The sequence below is a fragment of the Rossellomorea vietnamensis genome (genome assembly GCF_025398035.1).
Lineage (GTDB): Bacteria > Bacillota > Bacilli > Bacillales > Bacillaceae_B > Rossellomorea > Rossellomorea vietnamensis_B.
This window is the reverse complement of record NZ_CP104558.1, coordinates 2562172-2583788: the sequence shown is the minus strand read 5'-3', so window position 1 is coordinate 2583788 and position 21617 is coordinate 2562172. Positions and strand designations below refer to the sequence as shown.

Genomic DNA, 21617 nt, shown 5'->3' with positions numbered 1-21617 from the left:
GTCCCTGGTCTATTTTGATGAAAAATGAGTAAAAGGAGAAAACGCATGTTCGAAAAGACGATTAGAGAGATATGTACCATGCTTGATGTGAAAAATGACCTTTCTGCATTTGATTCAGTGATTGTAAAAGGTGTTTCCATCGATACGAGAAAAATTGAAAGTGGCAATCTGTTTGTTCCTTTTAAGGGGGAGAATGTGGACGGTCACCAGTTTGTCCGTCAGGCCATTGAGAATGGAGCCTCTGCAGCACTATGGGATGTGAATGTCCCAAATCCTCCTGAGGATATACCTGTGATCGTGGTGGAGGACCCACTCCTTGCCCTTCAGGCTTTAGCGAACAAGTACCGCCATGAGCTGGATCTAAAGGTAATCGGTATTACAGGAAGCAACGGGAAAACGACGACCAAGGATATTGTGGCCAATCTGTTATCTGTAAAGTACCGAGTGCATAAAACACAGGGGAATTATAATAACCATATCGGTCTGCCGTTAACGATCCTTTCCCTGCCACAGGACTCGGAAGTGGCTGTACTTGAAATGGGGATGAGCGGATTTGGCGAGATCGAGCTCCTATCTAACATTTCTCAGCCTGATGCTGCCATCATCACGAACATCGGAGAATCCCATCTTCAGGATCTTGGCTCCCGTGAAGGCATCGCCAAGGCAAAGCTCGAGATTGTCAAAGGCCTTAAACCTGACGGGTTGTTTGCCTACTACGGAGATGAACCGCTTCTGCAGGAAGGCGTGAAGGGGATTGGCATCAAGAATATGGAGACATTCGGAAGAAGTGAATCCAATAATATTTACCCGACAAAGATCGAAATGAACAATCAAGGAAGTTATTTTGAGACTTCTGTTGCTGAAGGCGAAACGTTCTTCCTGCCTGTATTGGGACAGCATAATATCCATAACGCCCTGGCCGGTATCCTGATCGCCCGTCATTTCGGACTCAGTGTGGATGAAATGAAAGAAGGCCTGCGATCATTGAAGCTGACTCAGATGAGGATGGAAATGGTGGAAGGGAAGAAAGGCGAAAGCATCATCAACGATGCCTATAATGCGAGCCCCACTTCCATGAAAGCGGCCATCGGACTGGTGTCAGAGCTGGAAGGATTCCGCACAAAAATCCTTGTCCTCGGTGATATGCTCGAACTTGGAGATGACGAAGAAGAATTCCATCAAGAGATCGGACGCTTGATCGATCAGGAAAAGGTTCAGCAAGTGTTCACGTTTGGTCGGCTTGGAACGTTCATCGCAAAAGGGGCACTCGAGAATTTCCCTGAAGAGCGCGTGCACTCTTTTATGGACAAAGAGAGTCTGGCTCAGGAACTGTCTTCCTTGATCAAAGGGGATGAATTGATTCTATTTAAGGCTTCCAGAGGAATGAAACTGGAAGAAATCATTGAAGGATTAAAGGGATAAGTTTAAACCTTCATTGAAATGAGCAAAATGAGCTTAAGCCGGGAGAGTGGCTCGCTCCCTACCTTTTAATAAGTAAGAGGGGATAACATGATCGGTTGTTTATTAATCCATGGTTTCACCGGGAGTCCGTTTGAAGTAGAACCCCTGGCTGAATTCCTCCAGGACAGAACCGATTGGAAAATCGTCGTGCCGACTCTTCCGGGTCATGGGGAAACCCTCGAACTGAAAGGGATTAAGCATATCGAGTGGATCGAACATGCCGAGTCCGAGCTGAAAGCCCTGTTGAACACATGTGACGAAGTGTACGTAATCGGATTCTCAATGGGCGGATTGATTGCCTCGTATCTTTCGGTCAAATATGATGTAGATAAGCTCGTCCTGTTAAGTGCGGCGGCCTATTATATAAATGCCAAGCAATTACTGAAAGATATTGGAAATTTAATTAAAGAAGGAATACAGGGAAATATACTGGAAAATGAGCTGTACAAACGGTACAAATTCAAAGTGACCCAAACCCCGATCCTGTCCACATACGAATTCAGGAAAGTCGTCCGTATTGCTCGTCCGCTCCTTCGGGAGGTAAGCATCCCAACCTTTATCGCCCAAGGAAAGAATGATGGAATAGTCCCCCCTAAAGCTGCGAAATATATATATGAGACTATTTCCTCAAAGAAGAAAAACCTATTTTATTCCCCTGAAGCCAAACACTTGATATGTCACAGCCAAGATAAGCACGAACTTTTTGATAAGATCTACCAATTCCTTCAAATTGAATAGATTGACTATTTGACATTAGATTGAAATTCATTTCTAGAAGTGGTAACATAACTACAACATAGTTCTTAATTTGTTGGACGTGCTAGCTCTTCTATTTTGAAGAGTGTATTTTTTTGTACCAAACATAAAACTAAACATCTCATATAGACGGTTTTAGATTAGATACCGAAGTCTTTCGGTGGATAAGATTTCGTTCCGACCTAAAAATATAATCAGATATTGATTAGTTATAAAAGATGTAAATTAAAGGAGAATGTAACATTGACTAAGTTTGCAGATTTAAACTTAAGCGCATCTACGTTGAAATCAATCAAACGTATGGGCTTTGAAGAAGCAACACCAATTCAGGCAAGTACGATTCCAGTCGGTTTAGAAGGTAAGGATATCATCGGTCAGGCACAAACAGGAACAGGGAAAACGACAGCATTCGGTATTCCGATGATCGAGAAGATCGATGTCAAGAACCCTAAAGTCCAGGCCCTTATCATTGCACCAACACGTGAACTTGCGATCCAGGTTTCTGAAGAGTTATACCGTATCGGAGCTGACAAGCGTGCCCGCGTCCTATCCGTATATGGAGGTCAGGACATCCAGCGTCAAATCCGTGCGATGAAAAAGAACCCTCATATCATCGTCGGTACACCAGGTCGTCTACTTGACCATATCAAACGTAAAACACTCAACCTTGAAAACGTTGAAACATTAGTACTTGACGAAGCAGACGAAATGCTGAACATGGGCTTCATCGAAGACATCGAAAGCATCCTTGAGACTGTACCAAGCACAAGACAAACACTTCTATTCTCTGCCACAATGCCGGATCCGATCCGTCGCATTGCGAACCGTTTCATGACAGAGCCGGAAGTAATCAAAGTGAAATCAAAAGAAGTAACCGTTTCGAATATCGAACAGTACTTCACGAAAGTAAGCGAAAAAGAAAAATTCGATACACTTTCCCGTTTAATCGACGTACAATCACCTGAACTTGCGATTGTATTCGGCCGTACAAAACGCAGAGTAGACGAATTAGCGCGTGCTCTTAGCATCCGCGGCTACCTTGCAGAAGGTATTCACGGAGATCTTTCTCAAGCCCGTCGTATGACGGTCCTTAAGAAATTCAAAGAAGGACGCATCGATATCCTGATTGCAACAGACGTTGCTGCCCGTGGATTAGATATCTCAGGCGTAACGCATGTTTACAACTTTGATATTCCTCAAGACCCTGAAAGCTACGTTCACCGTATCGGACGTACAGGTCGTGCAGGTAAGAAAGGTATGTCCATCACTTTTGTTACACCAAGAGAAATGGGTTACCTGAAGATCGTTGAACAAACAACGAAGAAGAAAATGACGGCCCTTAAGCCACCTAGCTTAAACGAAGCACTTGAAGGTCAGCAACGCCTGGCACTAGAGAAGCTGGTTGAAGCGGCGAAGGAAAGCGATCTTAAAGATTACTATCCATTAGCAGAAGAATTCCTTGGAGATCACGATCCTGTTCAAGCAGTTGCTGCAGCGATCCGTGTATTGACGAAAGAGCCGGATACGACTCCTGTAGAAATCACGGAAGAACGCCCACTGCCATCAAGAGGCGGCGGAAATCGTGGCGGCGGTAACCGTGGTGGATACAAAGGTGGAGCACGCAGCGGAAGTCGCGGTGGATCTTCACGCAGCGGCGGTGGAAATCGCGGAGGCGGAAGCCGTGGCGGAGACCGCAACCGTACTGGCGGCGGCAGACCACAATCTTCAAGCAAACGTAAATCTTATAACAATTCTTGATTAGATCAATAGGACACGATGACCTTTAGGGGTTGTCGTGTTTTTTTGTTTGGTTCGTTTGGGAAGTGGGGTGGGGGCGGATCGGATGAAGAGCAACGAATTCCAATTTATGTAAAAACACACAATTACCACCTAAAATGACGCAAAGAATCCCTTCAATATGAAACCCAAGGAGAAACAAAATCCGTCACCTATTCAAAACCCGTCACCTATTCAAAACCCGCAAGATAATTCCCCCAGAGAGCGCACATACTAACCCAAAAAAGGAGTCCAACATCCATGACACTCGTAAAACTCGGCTATGTTGCCATGAGCATGAACCTTCAAAATGCATCCCCTTCCCAAACGATGACCTATAAGCAATTCGAGGGCATAAAGGATCGAGAAGCAGCGATCCATAAATTAGAACGGATCGCCCGGTCGAATTTACACAACTGCCTCAGGCTTTTAAAGCATAATGTCCTGAATGAAATCCACTTCTTTCGATTCAGTTCAAAACTGATCCCTCTTGCAAATCATCCTGAATTGAAGGGATGGGATTTCATCTCTCCGTTACAGGAAGAACTCCGGGAGATTGAAGAATACTTGAAGCTTCATCCCATGAGGGTCGGTTTTCATCCTGATCACTTTGTTCTGCTGAATTCCAGTGATGTGGATGTGTTGAAGAACACGTTGAAGACGTTGAAGATGCACGAAGCTTTGTTAAAGGGGATGGGGATCGATCCGACCCACCGCTGTGTTCTTCATGTGGGTGGGGCATATGAAGATAAGGAAAAGGCACTGGAGCAATTTATTCATAATTGGGGGCTGACTCCGGTCTCTCTTCAGCGGATGATCATTCTTGAGAACGATGATACGGTGTTCAGCGCGGCGGATGCCCTTTATTTGTGTGAGAAACTCGGCATCCCTCTTGTGTTTGATTATCATCACCATCTGGCCTATAACGAAAGGGACTGGCTGCTGGATTGGGATAGAGTGGTTGGGACGTGGAGTCAATCGCCTTTGCCGGTGAAGATCCATATATCCAGCCCCCGGTCCCGGGAAGAGTACAAGGCCCATGCTGATTTCATCGATCCCGGGATGTTCCTTGACTTTTTACACGGAATGAAAGGCTCAGTCGATGAAATCGATTGTATGATCGAAGCCAAGAAAAAGGATGATGCGCTATTCAGACTGGTAGAGGATTTGCAAGGAAAGGAAGGAATTGAATGGGTCGATAAAAGTTCCTTTATAGTGAAGTAGATGTCATGAAATTTAATTCTCCCCACAATCTGAAACCATCTCTGTTCCGAAACGTATATTTACTGTAAGATTTAGTAAAAGAGAGAGGGGGATTTGAATGATAGGGGAACCGCAAAAGAGAATATCGCCAATGGCTTTGAAAGTATGGAAGATATATGGAGTGCTGGAATCGTTGATCGTGGCTGCCTTGGCAGTCGGAGCCATTGTTTTGACGTATATATTTGATTGGTCCCATTGGGTGACCGTAATAGCTGTAGGTGTAGTGATCCTCTTTACATATTTGTTCGTATTTTTACTTCCGACCATCAAGTGGAAAAGGTGGCGGTATGAAGTGAGGGAACAGGAAATTGAACTGCAGAGGGGAATACTGATTGTGAAACGTACGCTGGTTCCGATGGTGAGAGTTCAGCATGTTGATACAGTGCAGGGGCCGATTCTAAAAAAATACGGGCTGTCGACGATTACCATCTCCACTGCAGCAAACGTCCACGAAATCCCTGCTTTGGACATGGAAGAAGCGGATGAACTGAGGAATTCGATATCGCAGCTGGCAAGGGTGGCGGAAGATGATGTCTGAACATAAAAGGCTTCACCCAATATCTGCTGTGGCGAGTTTTGTTAAACAACTGAAAGATTTGATTGTTCCGTTCGTATTTTTGTTTGTCATAAACAATCGGGGGGAGAAGAATGGATTTTGGGATTATATGCCGCTTCTATCCATGGCTCTTGTCCTTGTCATCGTTCTTGTTTTCGGAATCATTAAGTGGCTTCGTTTTACCTACCGGCTTGAAGAGGGCGAACTGAGGATCGAGTACGGGCTGTTTGTGAAAAAGAAGCGTTATATCCCGATTGAACGGATCCAGAGTCTGAACTTCTCGGAAGGCATTTTGCACCGTCCTTTTGGGCTTGTAAAGGTGAAGGTCGAAACAGCGGGGTCTTCAAGTTCCAGGGAGTCGGAAGCGGAACTGACCGCGATTTCTAAGGAGGAAGCACTGGATTTAGAACAGATGATTTATCGGGAGAAGAAGGGTGAGAGCGTGACGGAGGATTCTTCTCTGGAGCAGGCTGCCATTCAGGAAGATGAACCTTTTTTCACCCTAGGTCAAAAAGACATCTGGGTTCTTGCGGCGACCTCTGGAGGAGTAGGGGTCATTATTTCAGGGGTTGCCTTATTCTTATCGCAATTCAATGAACTCATTCCCTATAAGGCTGTATATGAAGAAGTGGCCGTGTTTATAAAAAGTGGCGTGTTCATCGTCGCATTGACGGCATTTATAGGTCTGATTCTTGCCTGGTTCCTATCGATCGTCTGGACATTTATCATTTATGGTGATTTTAAAATCAAAATAGTGGATGACCATATTGTCATGACAAGAGGACTGCTTGAAAAGAAGCAGGTGACGGTCCCGTTAAACCGGGTGCAGGGGATCCGGATAGTGGAGAACCCGATCAGGCAGCTGATTGGGTATTGCACCGTGCATATTGAAAATGCCGGTGGATCTGTTTTAGAGAAAGACAGTACGAGTATTAAGTTGTTCCCGATTATTAAGAAGGAACAAGTTCCGGAGTTGTTAAATGGATTGTTTCCCCAATATATCATCCATGATGATTTTGAAGGGCTGCCGGTAAGTGCCATGAGGAGATATGTATTCAGACAATCGGTCTGGGTATTGGTCCCCGTCGCTGCCGCCTGCTATTTCTTCTGGCCATATGGTATTTGGGCAGCGCTCTTGATCCTGCCTTTTGGAGTGCTCGGCTACTATCAATACCGCGCAGGCGGATTCAGAATCGATGGGGGGCAGTTATCTTTACGGTATAGAGGGGTATTGAAGAATACGATGTATATGAAGAAAAATCGGATTCAGTCCCTTGATACGAAAGAGAGCTGGTTTCAGGCAAGAAAAGGATTGGGGAGTCTCACGACTACGGTGAAATCAGGAGCAGCCGGTTATGCGAGTCAGGTGAGGGACCTTAAGAAAGAGGATCTGAAAAGGATTGCCTCCTGGTTTTCCCATAGTATATAAACAAAGAAGCGGCCTGTTCATTCCGGCCGCTTCTTGCTCATTCTTATTTCCTCCCGGAAATCCATCCGATGACGAAGCCTGCGATCAATCCGAAGATATGGGCGGTAATGTTAATGCCTGACTGCATGAAGGTCATTACGACCCCGATGATCACGATAGGAAGGATGATCTGCCGGCTTTCCCTGGTGATGAAATGATTTTTCAGAACGATCATGGCAATATAGAAGCCGAATAACCCGAAGATGGCTCCTGAAGCACCGACGTGGCTATAGGTAAGAGGCTTGATTAGATAAGTGATGATATTGGCAAACACACCGCTTGCTAGGTAAAGGGCAAGGAACTTTGCCTTTCCAAGGTGTTTCTCAAGAGGTGGTCCGAATAGGACGAGAGAAAACGAGTTGAATAATAGATGGGCAAAACCCATATGGACGAATATCGGTGTGATCAGTCTCCACCATTCCCCTTCTTTTATGAATACATTCACACCAGCGAGTTGCTCATACACCCATAATTGAGGGAAGATGGGAAGGGCACTGACTGCAAATAGGGCGATATGAATCAGGACGATCAAGGAAATAATAGGATAGTATCGTAAAAATTGAGAAAAACTTTCCGTTCGTACAAACATAGTGTATCCTCCTAAATGGGCTTGGTACGCAAAAATAACAGTTAGTACTATAGTATAAGAAAAAGATGAAAATCACGAGTGGAGTTCATTATTAAAATATGCAGGACAGGACAAGAGTAGAAGGGGAGACGCATATGATTAAGGGAATAGGGTTGGATATTGTAGAGATCGGGCGCATACGGGAATTACTGGAGCGGCAGCCGAAGTTCTTGAAGAGGATCCTGACGGAAAGGGAAGAGGATGCGTTCTTTTCGTTGAGTGAAGGGCGCAGGATTGAATATGTGGCCGGTCGTTTTGCAGCGAAAGAGGCGTACGCGAAAGCACATGGAACCGGGATCGGGACGGTGCTTTCGTTTCGGGATATTGAAATCAGCAAGGATGGGAACGGCAAGCCATATTTCTCAAAGCCGGAGGGGACGCATACCCATCTATCCATCACTCACAGCAGGGAGTTTGCGGCGGCCCAGGTGGTCATAGAAGAGTAATTAAATTTCAAGCTTGTCATCTTCACTAGCATAATCCCTCAGGTTGTCTCATATATTCAGTAGTGCAATAGGAGAGACAAGGCCAGTTGTTTAACAATCGCGGTTCGTTGGCGAATGGAACCGGGCATTCTTTCAAGGATCGTCCATTCTTTGACAGGTGGCCTTCCCCTCTCTCAATTACGTTTATCCTGGGACAAAAGGGGTTGAAAAAATGAAGAAAAAGCTAGTGATACTAGTGATGGCCATGTTGGCGGTGCTTGCACTCGCTGCCTGTGGAGAGAAATCGAAAGACGATGTAACCAAGGATCTTAAGGCAAAAGTAGAAGATATGAAGGGGTACAAAGCAGATGCGAAGATGACCCTGCAGGTGGGGGAAGAACCTCAAACCTATGATGTGGAAGTATGGCATAATGACCCTAATTATTATCGTGTAGCTTTAAAGAATGCTACGAAAGATCAAAGCCAAATGATCCTGCGTAATGATGAGGGAGTGTTCGTCCTGACACCGGCTCTGAATAAAAGCTTCCGATTCCAAAGCAACTGGCCTGAAAACAGCAGTCAGGCATACTTGTATGAATCACTTGTCAAGGATGTGTTAGAAGACAAAGATGCGACCTTCAAAGAAACGAAGAGTCACTATGTCTTCACAACGAAAACACGTTACCAGAACAGTCAGATGCTCCCTACACAGGAGATTGCTTTCAACAAAAAAGACCTGACGCCTGCATCTGTCAATGTGATGGATTCAGATCAAAACCCGCTTGTAAAAGTGGAATTTTCTAAGATGGACATGAAAGCCGCGTTTGACAAAAAAGATTTCGATATGAAGAAAAATATGACCGGCGCCCAGCTTGAGGTTCCAGTGACAGCGGCAGTGGAAGATACGGAATTCACCGTTCTTTACCCGATGTCTGAAATCACCGGTACGGAATTGATAGAAGAAAAGGAAGTGGCGACGGATACAGGAAAACGCGTCATTTTAACCTATGACGGTGAAAAATCCTTTACGATCGTTCAAGAGAAGACGACTGTCGTCCCTACGATGACCGTTTCTACATCCCTTAAGGGGGAATTGGTGGACCTTGGCTTCACCGTAGCGGCCATGACGGATCAATCCATCCGATGGACGAATAATGGTGTGGATTATATGCTCGCATCAAATGACCTCACTCCTTCGGAAATGGTCATGGTGGCACAATCCGTGCAAGGTTCAATGGTGAAATGATGTATATGATCGGGGTGGGCCTATCTGGTCCGCCTCTTTTCAATTAAGAGATAGAGAGTCAAGTCCCTTCCCCAACCATATGCCCCTCCAACATTCCCCATCAAACCCCAATCGATCTTTCATTCCTTCCGAAAAACCCAAAATCTATTCACCACAATACATGATAATATGAATAATCCGTGGTATTCTTGAATAGAATGACAATGTTTTGTGTAACGATATGAGGAAGTGAACAGAGTGGAAACCCAGACGCAATTTTTTCGAGATACATGGGCTGAAATCAATTTGGATCATTTATATGAAAATGTAAAAAATATTAAGGGTCATATCCCTGATGACGTGAATGTATTTGCCGTCGTAAAGGCTAATGCCTACGGGCACGGGGATGTTCAAACATCTCTCACTGCCCTCGCTGCAGGGGCGCATGGATTGGCCGTTGCCTTCCTGGATGAAGCGATCTCTTTGAGAAGGGGAGGCATCGCCGCTCCGATCCTTGTCCTGGGGGCTACGCGGCCCAAAGATGTGAAGATTGCTTCTCAATTGGACATTTCCTTAACGGTCTTCCACAAGGAATGGCTCGTGGAAGCTGAAAAACAGTTGTCGAAAGAAGATCATTTACGCCTTCACATCAAATGTGACACCGGTATGGGGAGGATAGGCGTTCGGACCTCGGAAGAATTAAAGAGTATCGAGGGGTATATTCATTCTCACCCGAAATTTGAGCTTCAGGGGATCTTTACCCATTTTGCTACGGCGGATGAACTGAATGATGACTATCTTGAAGAACAGTTGAGGCGCTTCGAATATATGCTTCAACAACTGGAATCGCTTCCTGCGTATATCCATTCTTCCAATAGTGCTGCCACTCTAAGGAAAACGAATACCCTTTTTAATGCTGTAAGAGTGGGAATCGCCATGTATGGCCTTACACCATCGATCGAGATGAAACCTGAACTGCCATTTCCATTGAAGGAAGTCTTTTCACTCCATTCCAGACTCATTCATACAAAAGAACTTGAAGCTGGTGAGAAAGTCAGTTACGGAGCTACGTATGAAGCTTCCGAATCGGAATGGATCGGGACGATTCCGATCGGATATGCAGATGGCTGGCTGCGGAAATTACAGGGTCAGGACGTTTTAGTGGACGGAAAGAGAGTTCCAATTGTTGGAAGGATCTGTATGGATCAATGTATGGTCCGGCTGCCTGAATCCCGTCCGATCGGTACCCGTGTCACGTTGATCGGCAAGCAGGTTGAAGCTGCCATAACGATGGATGAAATCGCCCAAAAGCTTGATACCATCAACTATGAGATCCCTTGCATCATCTCGACAAGAGTACCGCGCATATATATACGGAACGGAGAAGCAACGGAAGTGTCGAATAAGCTCTTATCGACAGGAATGGACAGTCAACGGGAAAATAACGCCCCGTTTGATGAATAATTAGTATTTTAAATGGTGGATAATAGAAGAGATTGATAAATTAACTTTTCATTCCCTGTATTTGATGGTATGATAAATATGTTAATGAACAGAAACGGTATGTAGTGATTGGTGGAGGTGTAGTTTGTGTCTGAATCCAGCGCAACAACAGAAATCTTAATTCGTCTACCGCAACAGCTCGTTACAGAATTGGACGGCTTTGCAGATCAAGAAAATGTGAATCGCAATGAGTTTATTTATCGTGCAACCAAAATGTATTTACGAGAGCGTAAGAAGAGACAATTACGTGAATCTATGAGACGCGGCTATATGGAAATGGCGAAGATTAATCTCGCAATCGCTTCAGAAGCGATTCAAGCAGAATATGAGGCAGAACATACAGTCGAACGCTTAGTAAGCGGAGGTTAATCCTTTGATTGTAAAGCGTGGTGACGTATATTTTGCAGACCTTTCTCCTGTTGTAGGTTCAGAACAAGGCGGAGTTCGGCCGGTACTTGTTATTCAAAACGATATAGGGAACAGGTTTAGTCCCACAATTATTGTAGCTGCCATTACCGCACAAATTCAAAAAGCAAAACTGCCTACTCATGTTGAAATTGATGCAAAACGTTATGGCTTTGAACGTGATTCCGTTATCTTGCTTGAACAGATTCGAACGATTGATAAACAACGTCTTACCGATAAGATTACACACCTGGATGATGAGATGATGGAGAAAGTGGATGACGCCCTGCAAATCAGTGTGGGTCTGATCCAGTTTTAACTCATATCCGTCCTTCGTGTTAATCCATTATCACGTATATAATAGAGACAGTTTACCTGCAAACAAGAAGGCTTGCTGATCAACAAATGCTTGATCAGCAAGCCTTTTTGTTTTGCTTTTTTTCGTTTCATACCCATTGAAGCCTGATTCTGCCTTGTAAGAAGAATATGGATAATGGAAATATAGACAATTTTATGACAAAACCAGGTAAACAATTTATAATGGGAAAAGAAAGCAATAAAAATACCCGAAAAGGCATAGGCTTTTTCTTTTCCATATTTATTTGTTAGTATTAAAGTAATTAAGTCATTTTCGTTCTTTGTTGTAAACTACTTTAAGATTGGGTTACATCAATCGGCCTAAATACTGGGGTTAAATTTCATATGATAGAATGGAGAGAACAAAATGTTTAGTGAAGTCACGGCTTATATTCAGGACAATAAATCAGAAATCACCAGTACTTGGATGGATCGTATGCGTAATGAAGCGGATGAGAAGTTTCTTCAAGTCGTTTCAGATCAGGTCTTCACCAAGACAAGCCATGAGTTTGTTGAAATGATTGCCGCTAATTTGAGAGATTCGAAAGAATTCAACAGCCGCCTCGAAGATTTCGCTGAGAAGGTTGTTAGATTAGGGTGGCCATTAACATTTGTAACAACCGCTTTAGGGACATTTGGTAAAGTGGTATACGAAGGCATGACGGAGGATCAGCTGATCACAGATGAAAATCACGCTTCGCAGGTTGAGAAGTTTGATCAATGGCTGACACCGATGTATAACAGAGTGGTAAAAGCTTATACAGAATCATGGGAAAGAACGGTTTCTCTTCAAAAGATAGCATTACAGGAATTATCTGCACCACTAATACCGGTATTCGAAAAGATTTCCATTATGCCGCTTGTCGGCACCATCGATACGGAACGTGCCCGTTTGATTATGGAGAACCTGTTGAATGGTGTGGTGAAGCATCGGGCTGAAGTCGTTCTGATTGATATTACCGGTGTTCCGGTGGTAGATACGATGGTCGCCCATCATATCATCCAGGCTGCTGAAGCCGTTCGTTTAGTCGGGGCGAAGTGCATGCTGGTGGGAATCAGACCGGAAATTGCCCAGACGATCGTTAATTTGGGAATTGATCTTAATCAGTTCAGCACAAACAGCACGTTACGAAAAGGAATAGAAAAAGCTCTTGAAATGACAAATCGAAAAATAGTTTCGGCGGAGGGATTAGAGTGAGAATACCAATTTTAAAGCTGCATGATTGTTTGTTGATTTCCATTCAGTGGGAGCTGGATGATCAGACAGCCCTTCAATTTCAAGAGGATCTTCTCCAAAAGATTCACGAAACAAGTGCGAGGGGAGTTGTGATCGATATTACTTCTATCGATTTTATTGACTCATTCATCGCTAAAGTACTTGGGGATGTGATCAATATGTCCAGGCTGATGGGAGCAAAAGTTGTCATCACGGGCATTCAGCCTGCTGTAGCGATTACGTTGATCGAGCTTGGAATCAGGTTAGAGGACGTCCTGACCGCTTTGGATCTGGAAAAAGGTCTGGAGAAATTACAATTGGAACTGGGGGACTAGGTATGGATAGCCAATCCTGCGTGAAGATCACGAATGAATGGGACATCGTTGCTGCCCGCCAGTTAGGGAGGAATGTAGCGAAAGAGCTCGGATTCGGCACAGTTGACCAAGCTCGTATCACTACGGCTATCAGCGAATTGGCAAGGAACATCTATTTATATGCCGGCTATGGTCAAATTTGTATTGAAAAATTATTCGACGCCGGAAAAAAGGGCGTGCGTATCATCGCCTTAGATGAAGGCCCTGGTATTGCCGATATCAGAAAAGTAATGGAAGATGGATATTCCACATCAGGCGGATTAGGAGCAGGTTTGCCTGGAGTTAAGCGTTTAATGGACGAATTTAACGTCGAATCTGTACCAGGTGAAGGGACAGATATAAGGGCGACCAAGTGGCTCCGCTAGGGGGAGTTATATGAATTTCAGAGAATTGATGGATTCAAAATATAGAGAGATTATTGAGCACTATTTAAACGACCAGGATGAGAAAGCTCTTTATTTGGGACAGAAATTCAGTCGTAAATCAATTGAGCATCACGTATCACCGGAAGAAATCATCAGTCTCCATAAGAATGTCATCCTGGAGATGGAACCGAACATACCGCATCAGGTGCTGCATTCTTTCGATATTCTCCTGGAAGTCATGATAGGTTATGGCTTTGCCTATCGTGAACATCAAAGCTTGAGAACGAAACAACAGGAATTGAATAATGAAATAGATGTAGCATCCAATATGCAGCAAACCCTTCTCGGCACGGTCATTCCTTCAGTCGAAGGATTGGATATTGGAGCGGTGAGTGTACCGGCAAAGAAGATGAACGGTGATTACTATCACTTTGTCCAGGATGAAAACGACAGCGTAAGTGTGGCCATTGCAGACGTGATTGGGAAGGGGATACCAGCGGCACTTTGTATGTCCATGATCAAGTATGCCATGGACAGTTTACCAGAGTATCGCCATGAACCGAATGCTGTCTTGGAAAGCCTGAACAGGGTAGTCGAACAAAACGTGGACGCGAGTATGTTCATTACCATGTTTTACGGCGTGTATAATTCTGAGAAACATCTGTTTTCATACTCATCAGCTGGGCATGAACCCGGCTTTTTTTATAGAGCGTCAACCAATGAATATGAGGACCTTGATGCCAAGGGCCTTCTATTAGGGGTCGATAAAAAAGCAAAGTACAGACAATATGAAAGACGCGTGGAAGTGGGGGATATGATCATTCTCCTTTCCGATGGAGTAACAGAATGCCGCACGGAAGAAGGTTTTATTGAGAGGGAGGACCTGGTCCAGTTGATCAGCCAGTATACACATCTCCCTACTCAGGAGATCATCAACAATGTCTATAAGCAACTTGAGAAGCTGCAGCACTTTGAGCTTAGGGACGATTTCACCTTGATCATCATAAAAAGAAATTCGTAATGTTGTTTATTTTTATCAGAAATAGGGTAAATGAATAAAGACGTATTATAATGTTGCCAAAAAGGTGGTCTTTTTATGAACTTATCAATAGATATGAAAGAAAAAGAAAACGAGCTGCTCGTTAAAGTAGCCGGTGAAATTGATGCATATACAGCTCCAAAACTTAAAGAAACGCTTCAGCCATCTGCTGAATCTGATGATAAAGATATAACAGTCGATCTTTCGGAAGTATCATACATGGATAGTACGGGGCTCGGCGTGTTCGTCGGTCTGTTTAAAACGGTCAAGGCCCGCGGTGGACAGCTTAATCTAATCGGACTATCCGATCGTTTACAAAGATTGTTTGATATTACAGGTTTAGGGGATATTATGAATATCAATTCCAAAGTAGAAGGTGGAGTGGAATGATGCAAGCTTTTGATTACATCGAGATGAAGATCCCCGCAAAGCCGGAATATGTCGGGGTCATTCGTTTGACGCTTTCGGGAATTGCAAGTCGTATGGGGTTTGACTATGATGCAATTGAGGATTTGAAGATTGCCACAAGTGAAGCAATCACTAATGCGGTTCAGCATGCGTATAAAGATAATGATGGAGAAGTCGTTGTCGGATTCGCGCTGTATGGGGATCGCCTTGAAGTGATGGTGGCTGATCATGGTGAAAGTTTTGATTTTAAAGAAATTCGCAGTGCTGTTGGTCCTTATCATGCCGATCATTCCGTTGAGTTCTTAAGAGAAGGTGGGTTAGGTCTTTACCTTATTGAGAGCCTTATGGATGATGTAAAAGTGCATCACAAGGAGGGAGTGACAGTCTTTATGACTAAATTCCTATCAGGGGAGCAGGTGGAGAGGGATGAAAAAACTATCTCAACCTAACCAACAGGCTCAAAAAGAAAAAGTACTCAAATGGATCAAGGATTATCAGGAAACCCAGGACGATGATGCCCAAAGTCAGCTCATTTTACACTATCAAAACCTTGTTGAGTCCATTGCGAGGAAATATTCAAAGGGCAGGTCTTTCCATGAGGATATAATCCAGGTAGGGATGATTGGACTGCTTGGAGCGATCAGAAGGTACGATGAATCGTTCGGCAGATCATTTGAAGCCTTCGCGATTCCAACCATTATCGGGGAGATTAAAAGGTTCCTAAGGGATAAAACGTGGAGTGTACATGTTCCCCGGAGAATTAAGGAACTTGGCCCTAAAATTAAATCGACGGTTGAAGAGTTAACAAATAAATTAGAACGCTCTCCACAGGTTCATGAGATTGCTGAGTACCTGGAAGTAAGTGAAGAAGAAGTTCTGGAAGCGATGGAAATGGGTAGAAGTTATCAGGCTTTATCTGTGGATCACTCAATTGAGGCTGATTCAGAAGGAAGTACGGTGACGATACTGGATATCGTGGGAGATCAGGATGAAGGTTATGAAAAGGTTAACCAGCGACTCGTTCTGGAGAAAGTCCTTCATGTCCTTTCCGACAGGGAAAAAGCGATTATACAACACACTTATTTAGAAAACCTAAGCCAAAAAGAAGCTGGGGAAAAGCTCGGTATTTCACAAATGCATGTGTCCCGCCTGCAAAGAAGAGCGATCAAAAAGCTTCGGGAAGCCATTCAAGAAGAGATGAACGATTCGGAGAGTCATTATTAATGGCTTATCTTCAACAAAATGAAATAGAGCTTTATGCAGAACAAGTATCGAAAAATGGGAATCCCTTTTGTGGAGATAGTTATTTCTATACTTCCACAAACGATTACTTCATCTGTGTCCTGGCCGATGGTTTAGGCAGTGGTAAGTATGCCTATGAGTCGTCACATGCTGTCGTGGAAATTGTAGAAAAACATCATCATGAAGATGTCGAGACCCTCATGAGTCTTTGCAATGATGTCCTTCAGAAGAAACGTGGAGCTGCCGTGGCGATTATTAAAGCGTATTACCATTCCAAAGAATTTGTGTATAGTTGTGTAGGTAATATCCGTTTTTATATGTATGCACCCGAAGGAAAGATGACCTATCCTTTACCGGTCACAGGCTATCTCTCCGGACGGCCTCAAACGTATAAAACCCAACGTTTTCATTATAATGCCAATTCAAGATTTCTCATTCACTCAGATGGATTGAGTATTTCCGGCGTAAAGAATATCCTTCAAAGATATCCGACCCTTCATGGGGCGCTAGGTGATATCCAATCATTAGTAGATGGCACATCAGATGATACAACTTATATCATTGGAAACTTACTCTAACAGGCTTAGGGTAAGTTTTTTTGTTTATCAACACCCTGCGGAAAGCAAGTACTTGGATAAGTGATTCATCTATTACCTAAGCCACCGTTTCAATCCCCAAAGACAGATATGGTAAAATAAATAAAGAATCCTATCAATGGAGGTAATACAATTGGCAGCAACATTAACAAAGCAAGAACCATTACTTCATCAAGTATCCAAAGAATTGAACTTATCAATAAAAAATGTAAAAAACGTCATTTCTCTTCTGGAGGAAGGGAATACAGTTCCTTTCATCGCGCGTTATCGTAAAGAGCAGACAGGCGCACTGGATGAAGTCCAGATTCGCAATATCATGGACAAGTGGAATTATCTGTTGAATCTTGAGCAGAGAAAAGAAGAAGTCATCCGTCTCATAGAAGAACAGGGGAAGTTAACGGAAGAATTAGCCCGGTCCATTGAAAAAGCCGATAAGCTGCAAATGGTGGAAGATTTATACCGTCCATATAAACAAAAGAGGCGTACCAAAGCAACCGTAGCAAAAGAAAAAGGCTTAGAGCCCCTGGCTGAATGGATTCTGACATTCCCCTCAAAAGGAGCTCTTACAAGTGAAGCTTCAAGCTATATCTCTGAAGAGAATGAAGTGACAACAGTGGAAGAAGCCCTGGGTGGAGCCAAGGACATCATTGCTGAATACATATCCGATGAAGCTTCTTACCGGGACTACATAAGAAAATATACATTCCGTAAAGGGTTAATCGAATCAAAGGTGAAGAAAGAAGAGTTAGACGAAAAAAAAGTGTTTGAAATGTATTATTCCTATCAGGAACCCATTCACAAGGTTGTACCCCATCGTGTGCTGGCAATGAATAGAGGGGAAAAGGAAGACATTCTAAAAGTGAATATCCAGCCAGATACAGAGGGTATTCAAAAGTATTTGGAAAAGCAGGTCATTAAGAATATCCACTCCATTTCCGTGCCCCTTGTGAAAGAAGCAGTGGAGGATAGTTATAAAAGGCTCATCCAGCCATCGGTAGAAAGAGAAATCCGAAATGAGTTAACTGACAAAGCGGAAGATCAAGCCATTCATATCTTCTCTGAAAACTTGCGTAAATTATTGCTTCAGCCTCCGATGAAAGGGAAGATGGTATTGGGGGTCGATCCTGCATTCCGGACTGGGTGTAAGCTAGCTGTCATTGATGAAACAGGGAAAACCCTCGATATCAATGTCATCTATCCACATACATCTCAAGCTCAACGAAATAAGGCGGAGGACGCTTTTAAATCGATTTTGACAAAATATTCGATTGAAGTTGTGGCTATTGGAAATGGAACAGCGTCGAGGGAAACCGAACAATTTGTTGTGGATTTATTAAAAGAAGTAGGCGGTAATATCTCTTACTTAATAGTCAACGAAGCGGGAGCAAGCGTATATTCTGCATCGGATGTGGCGAGAGAAGAGTTCCCCGACCTTCAAGTAGAAGAAAGAAGTGCTGTCTCCATTGCCCGGAGATTACAGGATCCATTAGCAGAATTAGTGAAAATTGACCCTAAATCAGTCGGGGTCGGGCAATACCAACATGATGTTTCCCAAAAGAAGTTGAACGAATCGTTAACGTTTGTAGTAGAAACGGCTGTAAACCAAGTGGGTGTAAATGTAAATACTGCATCTTCTTCCTTATTGCAATATGTAGCGGGGCTTTCTAAAACAGTGGCCAATAATATCGTGAAAAAGCGGGAGGAAGAAGGGAAGTTTCAATCCAGGGCGCAATTGAAAAAAATCCCAAGGCTGGGTGCGAAAACATTTGAACAATGCATTGGCTTCCTGAGGATAATGGATGGGAAAGAGGTCCTTGATAGGACGTCTATTCACCCTGAGAATTATACCGTTGTAAAGAAGCTCCTCTCAAAAGTGGGGATGGGTGTAAATGACATCGGGTCAGATAAACTCAAACAGTCTCTGGAACAATTGAATATAGATGAAGTGTGTGAAGAGTTGGAAATTGGAAAACTGACATTGAAGGATATCATCGATGCACTGATTAGACCCGGTCGAGATCCGAGGGATGAGTTTCCTAGACCGCTTCTGAAGAAGGATGTTCTAAAACTGGAGGATTTATCTGAAGGAATGGAATTACAAGGAACCGTGCGAAATGTAGTCGATTTTGGTGCCTTTATTGACATTGGAGTGAAACAAGATGGACTTGTCCATATCTCAAAACTGAAAAATGGTTTCGTGAAGCATCCATTAGATGTGGTTTCAGTCGGGGATGTTGTGACTGTTTGGGTCGATAGTGTAGATGTCCAAAAAGGCAGGGTTGCACTGACGATGGTCCCTTAAGAAATGGATAGGAGCTGACTGAATGATAGGGAGCTATCTTGTGGTCAGCTCTTTATTATATAAGATGGAATAACTTTATAATAGAAAAACACCATTAAGAGCAGTTCTTCTTTCTGTAGAAATTCCAACATTGATTAAGAAGTTTGATCTGGTATCGATCTTTCTCAAGATAAGCTTTCCGCAATTGATTGACAAGCCAATTTGGCATGATTGAACCTCCTTATCCTTTTGAAAGTGCCGCTAAATAGAATACGGTCTTTCTCCGGGTAGTTTGTCAGTTTGAATCAATAAGGGTGATACCTAGTTTATGCTATAATAGGTTGTCATGTTCTAATTAAGAAAGAAGGATTTGTATGACGAATGCTGAGCTGCAGCAATTAGTTGAAAAAATTTCAATCCAATTATTCCAAAAGCCGTTCCGCCATAAGGCATTTTTCAATCCAAGATTACGGACCACGGGTGGAAGATACATGTTAGGCAGCCATGATATCGATATTAATCGAAGATATCTGGATGAGCATGGAATGGAAGAATTGATCGGAATTATAAAGCATGAGCTATGTCATTATCACTTGCATATTGAAGGAAAGGGATATAAACATGGGGATCAGGACTTTAAGAGACTGCTCAAGCATGTCGGGGGACCAAGGCATTGTTCTTCGTTGCCCAATGTGAACAGGAGAAGTCGGGTGTTACACTATGTCTGTTCTCAGTGTGGTCTGAACTTCGAAAGAAAAAGAAAAATCAATACAACGAAATATGTGTGTGGCCGCTGTAAAGGAAAACTTCGCCTCGTAAAGGAAGTTGTGATTGAAAGAGGGTAGTTACAAAAGGCGTTTTTCTTGTGGAAAAAGTGACTGAAAGTAGTTGACAAGAAATTGATGAGTCATTATAATCTAAAGAGTCGATAAGACGAGTTAAGCGTAAGAATACTTCACGTTCCGCAGTAGCTCAGTGGTAGAGCTATCGGCTGTTAACCGATCGGTCGCAAGTTCGAATCTTGCCTGCGGAGCCATTTTTATGGAGAAGTACTCAAGTGGCTGAAGAGGCGCCCCTGCTAAGGGTGTAGGTCGGGCAACTGGCGCGAGGGTTCAAATCCCTCCTTCTCCGCCATTTCTATTTAGAACGTGGCCCGTTGGTCAAGCGGTTAAGACACCGCCCTTTCACGGCGGTAACACGGGTTCGAATCCCGTACGGGTCATTTTACTTACTTAAGGTAAGGATAGTTATTTTCGTTATCGCGAAGGTAATGAAAGTTATTTTGCTAACGCAAGGTAAGGATAGTTATTTTGACTATCGTCAAAAAACTTTGGTCCGGTAGTTCAGTTGGTTAGAATGCCTGCCTGTCACGCAGGAGGTCGCGGGTTCGAGTCCCGTCCGGACCGCCAGATTTATTTTTAAAAAACGATTGACTTCATCGAGGTGGACATGTTAATATTAAAACCTCGTCACTTTTTGAAAAAGTATTGGGCTATAGCCAAGCGGTAAGGCATCGCACTTTGACTGCGACATGCGTTGGTTCGAATCCAGCTAGCCCAGCCATAGCGAGCCATTAGCTCAGTTGGTAGAGCATCTGACTTTTAATCAGAGGGTCGAAGGTTCGAATCCTTCATGGCTCACCAAAGATTTTTGCGCAAGCAAAATATCTTTCCATTGTAATTCAGATTCATGCGGGTGTGGCGGAATTGGCAGACGCACCAGACTTAGGATCTGGCGCCGCAAGGCGTGGGGGTTCAAGTCCCTTCACCCGCACTTTTAAAACCTTTTAAAAAAGTTGTTGACAAAATAGATTTTCCTCAGTTATAATAGTGTTTGTCGCTTTAAAACGCGGTCGTGGCGGAATGGCAGACGCGCTAGGTTGAGGGCCTAGTGGGGGCGACCCCGTGGAGGTTCAAGTCCTCTCGGCCGCACCAAAAGGTTTCAAAGACATATGCGCCCGTAGCTCAATTGGATAGAGCGTTTGACTACGGATCAAAAGGTTAGGGGTTCGACTCCTCTCGGGCGCGCCATCTTGCTTCTACTAGAGAGTATCTGATTCACAGTAATACATATGCTTTTCTGACGGGAAGTAGCTCAGCTTGGTAGAGCACTTGGTTTGGGACCAAGGGGTCGCAGGTTCGAATCCTGTCTTCCCGACCATCATAATTTTATATGCGGGTGTAGTTTAGTGGTAAAACCTCAGCCTTCCAAGCTGATGATGAGGGTTCGATTCCCTTCACCCGCTCCAATTTTAACCTTAATTATTGAACCTT

General features: G+C 43.7%; 23 protein-coding genes and 11 tRNA genes. 32 read left to right on the top strand and 2 right to left on the bottom strand.

Features of this window, described 5'->3' with window-relative positions:
• Positions 1–45: 45 nt before the first annotated feature.
• From N5C46_RS13280 to N5C46_RS13255, 6 genes are all read left to right on the top strand, one after another.
• Positions 46–1422 carry a UDP-N-acetylmuramoyl-tripeptide--D-alanyl-D-alanine ligase gene (locus N5C46_RS13280; RefSeq protein WP_261749032.1) on the top strand — a complete coding sequence of 459 codons (1377 nt, stop codon included), beginning with the start codon at positions 46–48 and terminating at the stop codon, positions 1420–1422.
• Positions 1423–1509: 87 nt separating this feature from the next.
• A complete protein-coding gene (locus N5C46_RS13275) occupies positions 1510–2199 on the top strand; it encodes an alpha/beta hydrolase (protein ID WP_261749031.1) in 690 nt (229 codons plus the stop codon).
• Positions 2200–2460: 261 nt separating this feature from the next.
• Entirely contained in the window at positions 2461–3975 is a 1515-nt protein-coding gene (locus N5C46_RS13270) for a degradosome RNA helicase CshA (protein ID WP_261749030.1), read from the top strand.
• Between the two features lie 279 nt (positions 3976–4254).
• Positions 4255–5217, top strand: coding sequence for a UV DNA damage repair endonuclease UvsE (gene uvsE, locus N5C46_RS13265; RefSeq protein WP_261749029.1), 963 nt, complete (start codon positions 4255–4257; stop codon positions 5215–5217).
• A gap of 97 nt (positions 5218–5314) precedes the next feature.
• Positions 5315–5794: a PH domain-containing protein gene (locus tag N5C46_RS13260; protein WP_261749028.1), complete on the top strand. Its 480-nt coding sequence runs from the start codon at positions 5315–5317 to the stop codon at positions 5792–5794.
• Positions 5787–7241, top strand: a complete 1455-nt coding sequence (locus tag N5C46_RS13255) for a PH domain-containing protein (protein WP_261749027.1) — start codon at positions 5787–5789, stop codon at positions 7239–7241. The genes N5C46_RS13260 and N5C46_RS13255 overlap by 8 nt, the downstream gene beginning before the upstream one ends.
• A gap of 43 nt (positions 7242–7284) precedes the next feature.
• Here the strand turns inward: N5C46_RS13255 and N5C46_RS13250 are convergent, their stop codons facing one another.
• The gene (locus N5C46_RS13250; RefSeq protein ID WP_034763076.1) at positions 7285–7869 is read right to left on the bottom strand and encodes a rhomboid family intramembrane serine protease; all 585 of its coding nucleotides are present in this window, start codon (positions 7867–7869) and stop codon (positions 7285–7287) included.
• A gap of 134 nt (positions 7870–8003) precedes the next feature.
• Here N5C46_RS13250 and acpS point away from each other — a divergent pair, with 134 nt between their 5' ends.
• The 14 genes from acpS to N5C46_RS13180 all read left to right on the top strand — a co-directional run bounded on the left by acpS (position 8004) and on the right by N5C46_RS13180 (position 19365).
• Positions 8004–8354: a holo-ACP synthase gene (gene acpS / locus N5C46_RS13245; RefSeq protein ID WP_261749026.1), complete on the top strand. Its 351-nt coding sequence runs from the start codon at positions 8004–8006 to the stop codon at positions 8352–8354.
• 211 nt (positions 8355–8565) lie between these two features.
• Positions 8566–9579: a LolA family protein gene (locus N5C46_RS13240; protein WP_061811059.1), complete on the top strand. Its 1014-nt coding sequence runs from the start codon at positions 8566–8568 to the stop codon at positions 9577–9579.
• Positions 9580–9816: 237 nt separating this feature from the next.
• The gene (gene alr, locus N5C46_RS13235) at positions 9817–11022 is read left to right on the top strand and encodes an alanine racemase (protein ID WP_261749025.1); all 1206 of its coding nucleotides are present in this window, start codon (positions 9817–9819) and stop codon (positions 11020–11022) included.
• A 126-nt stretch (positions 11023–11148) separates the two neighbouring features.
• Positions 11149–11430: a CopG family ribbon-helix-helix protein gene (locus N5C46_RS13230; RefSeq protein ID WP_032085355.1), complete on the top strand. Its 282-nt coding sequence runs from the start codon at positions 11149–11151 to the stop codon at positions 11428–11430.
• A 4-nt stretch (positions 11431–11434) separates the two neighbouring features.
• Positions 11435–11785: a type II toxin-antitoxin system endoribonuclease NdoA gene (gene ndoA / locus N5C46_RS13225; RefSeq protein ID WP_034763063.1), complete on the top strand. Its 351-nt coding sequence runs from the start codon at positions 11435–11437 to the stop codon at positions 11783–11785.
• 405 nt (positions 11786–12190) lie between these two features.
• Positions 12191–13021 carry an RsbT co-antagonist protein RsbRA gene (locus N5C46_RS13220; RefSeq protein WP_261749024.1) on the top strand — a complete coding sequence of 277 codons (831 nt, stop codon included), beginning with the start codon at positions 12191–12193 and terminating at the stop codon, positions 13019–13021.
• A complete protein-coding gene (locus tag N5C46_RS13215; RefSeq protein WP_034763058.1) occupies positions 13018–13374 on the top strand; it encodes an STAS domain-containing protein in 357 nt (118 codons plus the stop codon). Before N5C46_RS13220 ends, N5C46_RS13215 begins: the two co-directional genes overlap by 4 nt.
• 2 nt (positions 13375–13376) lie before the next feature.
• Complete coding sequence (locus N5C46_RS13210; protein ID WP_034763056.1) at positions 13377–13778, top strand: anti-sigma regulatory factor; 402 nt, start codon at positions 13377–13379, stop codon at positions 13776–13778.
• Positions 13779–13788: 10 nt separating this feature from the next.
• Complete coding sequence (locus N5C46_RS13205; protein ID WP_034763053.1) at positions 13789–14799, top strand: PP2C family protein-serine/threonine phosphatase; 1011 nt, start codon at positions 13789–13791, stop codon at positions 14797–14799.
• 75 nt (positions 14800–14874) lie between these two features.
• A complete protein-coding gene (locus tag N5C46_RS13200) occupies positions 14875–15207 on the top strand; it encodes an anti-sigma factor antagonist (protein ID WP_261749023.1) in 333 nt (110 codons plus the stop codon).
• On the top strand, positions 15207–15674 hold the full coding sequence (rsbW, locus tag N5C46_RS13195; protein ID WP_034763252.1) for an anti-sigma B factor RsbW: 468 nt from the start codon (positions 15207–15209) through the stop codon (positions 15672–15674). Before N5C46_RS13200 ends, rsbW begins: the two co-directional genes overlap by 1 nt.
• The gene (gene sigB, locus N5C46_RS13190; protein ID WP_261749022.1) at positions 15652–16449 is read left to right on the top strand and encodes an RNA polymerase sigma factor SigB; all 798 of its coding nucleotides are present in this window, start codon (positions 15652–15654) and stop codon (positions 16447–16449) included. Before rsbW ends, sigB begins: the two co-directional genes overlap by 23 nt.
• Entirely contained in the window at positions 16449–17045 is a 597-nt protein-coding gene (locus N5C46_RS13185; RefSeq protein ID WP_261749021.1) for a PP2C family serine/threonine-protein phosphatase, read from the top strand. Before sigB ends, N5C46_RS13185 begins: the two co-directional genes overlap by 1 nt.
• Before the next feature lie 136 nt (positions 17046–17181).
• Complete coding sequence (locus tag N5C46_RS13180) at positions 17182–19365, top strand: Tex family protein (protein ID WP_420720412.1); 2184 nt, start codon at positions 17182–17184, stop codon at positions 19363–19365.
• 94 nt (positions 19366–19459) lie between these two features.
• On the opposite strand, the gene cmpA is transcribed toward N5C46_RS13180, so the two are convergent.
• On the bottom strand, positions 19460–19573 hold the full coding sequence (gene cmpA / locus N5C46_RS13175) for a cortex morphogenetic protein CmpA (RefSeq protein ID WP_094075192.1): 114 nt from the start codon (positions 19571–19573) through the stop codon (positions 19460–19462).
• 145 nt (positions 19574–19718) lie between these two features.
• Here cmpA and N5C46_RS13170 point away from each other — a divergent pair, with 145 nt between their 5' ends.
• From N5C46_RS13170 to N5C46_RS13115, 12 genes are all read left to right on the top strand, one after another.
• Positions 19719–20189 (top strand): SprT family protein, encoded by a 471-nt coding sequence (locus N5C46_RS13170; RefSeq protein WP_261749019.1) that lies wholly within the window; start codon positions 19719–19721, stop codon positions 20187–20189.
• Between the two features lie 116 nt (positions 20190–20305).
• Positions 20306–20380, top strand: a tRNA-Asn gene (locus N5C46_RS13165).
• 7 nt (positions 20381–20387) lie between these two features.
• Positions 20388–20478 (top strand) — tRNA-Ser (locus tag N5C46_RS13160).
• A gap of 16 nt (positions 20479–20494) precedes the next feature.
• Positions 20495–20566 (top strand) — tRNA-Glu (locus tag N5C46_RS13155).
• A gap of 110 nt (positions 20567–20676) precedes the next feature.
• Positions 20677–20753 (top strand) — tRNA-Asp (locus N5C46_RS13150).
• 79 nt (positions 20754–20832) lie between these two features.
• Positions 20833–20907, top strand: a tRNA-Gln gene (locus N5C46_RS13145).
• Between the two features lie 4 nt (positions 20908–20911).
• Positions 20912–20987: transfer RNA gene (locus N5C46_RS13140), tRNA-Lys, on the top strand.
• Between the two features lie 48 nt (positions 20988–21035).
• Positions 21036–21117: transfer RNA gene (locus N5C46_RS13135), tRNA-Leu, on the top strand.
• A 75-nt stretch (positions 21118–21192) separates the two neighbouring features.
• Positions 21193–21278 (top strand) — tRNA-Leu (locus N5C46_RS13130).
• Between the two features lie 19 nt (positions 21279–21297).
• Positions 21298–21374: transfer RNA gene (locus tag N5C46_RS13125), tRNA-Arg, on the top strand.
• Between the two features lie 53 nt (positions 21375–21427).
• A tRNA-Pro gene (locus tag N5C46_RS13120) sits at positions 21428–21504 on the top strand.
• A 14-nt stretch (positions 21505–21518) separates the two neighbouring features.
• Positions 21519–21592: transfer RNA gene (locus tag N5C46_RS13115), tRNA-Gly, on the top strand.
• Positions 21593–21617 lie beyond the last annotated feature (25 nt).